Origin of the sequence: Cellvibrio sp. OA-2007 (genome assembly GCF_000953825.1) — a bacterium.
Taxonomy (GTDB): domain Bacteria; phylum Pseudomonadota; class Gammaproteobacteria; order Pseudomonadales; family Cellvibrionaceae; genus Cellvibrio.
The window spans coordinates 1-1991 of sequence record NZ_BBUL01000045.1; the positions used below are offsets into that span (position 1 = coordinate 1).

General features: G+C 39.8%; 2 protein-coding genes. Both read right to left on the reverse strand.

The genetic code is table 11. The features are described from left to right. Positions 1-138: 138 nt before the first annotated feature. Positions 139-942, reverse strand: coding sequence for a hypothetical protein (locus tag AWU77_RS02195; protein WP_062058595.1), 804 nt, complete (start codon positions 940-942; stop codon positions 139-141). 47 nt (positions 943-989) lie between these two features. After that, positions 990-1694, reverse strand: coding sequence for a hypothetical protein (locus tag AWU77_RS02200; protein WP_152625236.1), 705 nt, complete (start codon positions 1692-1694; stop codon positions 990-992). Positions 1695-1991: the final 297 nt, after the last annotated feature.

Sequence of the window (1991 nt, forward strand, 5' to 3'; positions counted from 1 at the left end):
CGGCCAAAAGCGGACCTTGGTAACAGGAAGTTTCACTGGATTTAATGATTGTTTTAGTGCCAATCATTCCTAGTTTTCGCCGCAGCCGCTTGAATGGTTAGATTCTGTGCATAGCTATTCCCTTGTTGAAATTTAAAATTAATTCTTCTCAAAGCTTAAAATTAGGTTATTGACTGACTCTTGAATTTTTTGCCATTCAGGAAGCAACCCTCTGCGATAAGACAAATATACTTGCGCCCTTACAGGAGCCTGCAACTTAAAAAAATGTCGGCAGGGTGCAGATTGGCCAGGCGTGTTACTGCAAGTTATGTGCGCTTTGACTATTCCCGCCTCATTGCGAAAAACAAATACATCTTCTGCAAACTCGTGTTGCCTATATGGTTTATTATTTTTTGGATTAACTCCAGCAGGCGTGTAAACAGATAAACCATAAACACTCTGATCGAGTTTTTTATAAATCATAAAAGGTGGTGTAGTATTATCTACTACTAACAGATGATCAGCGCGACGCTCTAAAAATTCATCACCCGGATAATTTTCCCCAGCATTAATCCCCACTCGAATCCACATCGTTTTAAAAATAGTAGTTTTTCTTTTATCCTGATACATTTCTGGGCTAGAAAGCCCTACCATATCAGGAAACCGAACATCAAAACCGAAACTTCTAAGTTTTGGCAATCCAGTATTTTCTAAAAGTGGGCTCTTTTTCTTTTCTCCCCAACCAGGGTCACCATCATATTCAACATTCTTAGCGAAATAATGGGGGATTTCTACATGCATTCCACCCAGATCAGCAACGATCTTGTCTTTAGAAAACTGCGACTCACTTGTACCGGATGGATGAGAAAAACTTCGAGCACCCACATCGCCAAGGAAAAATATGCCGAATGCAAAAAGCGCGGTAAAACCCAATATATATTTACTTTTTAGTCGCACAGCCATAAATTTAGCCTCATCACTATTAGCGTCATCATAAAAAATCCTCTATATCAATAGGAAATTTTCATCTTTATATCAGTAGGCTTTCTAACAGCTTTAGGGCTTTTTATTTTCAAAATAGCCGTTTTCATATTGCATTCATAACCAATAAGCCCAACGCGCTTTTTTACGCAGTTATATGTAGCTGAATTAGGCTCTTGGGTCACCAAAGGTGATGTGATGTTTTTATATTCCGCAATTTTTTGATTCGCTCGTCCAACGTCACCTCCAATTAGATCAAACTGTACAATTCCCATTGTCTCGGAATAAAAATAATACTCACCAATATAGGTGGCCTCGCCGGGGATAAGTTTGAATGCTAGCGAATCATTGCTTGGGCAAAGTATATGGTTGTAGCTGCTCACACTATCTATTTTGCCAACCCTAATACATTCTAAAAACCAGTGCCCAGCAGGCATATTGAGCACAAAGTAGCTCTGCACGTTGTACTGCCCAATCCCCCCACTAGCCAACCAATTACTTCCCGGCGGTTGAGCTTTGAATGTTTCAGTTAACGATGGCTTCCCTGTCAATGGATCGTACTTCCTAAAAGTAAATTCAGGATTTGGAAAAGGTGTATTTAACAAGAGCCCAAACACTAAGACTGAATCAGGGCTTGCTTTGGTAAACACAACATCCTTTTTCACTTGATTTTCACTGCAACCCGATAAAGCAACAAAAACTGCTAAACATAGACTTATCAAACGCATCGCCATCTTCCTTCTGCTCGTAAATTTAATGAGGCACTTAGTTTCATTGGCACCACCAAGTGTCAGCGTCGTATAGAGGCCATTGTGGTACGCAATGGTTATCTTTGGCCTGACTCATTGGACATCCAATGTGTTGGTTTTTTTGAGAAAAAATTATTGAAATTACTAGTGGATAGAACAAGGGGCTTGAATATGTTTTTAAAATTAGTTTGTCAATATTAGCCTCTGAAGGATAGGCATTTAACAGAGTTATCCAACATGGCGCCCGCTCCACATCTAATCACAAACTTCCGCTTTGGGCAC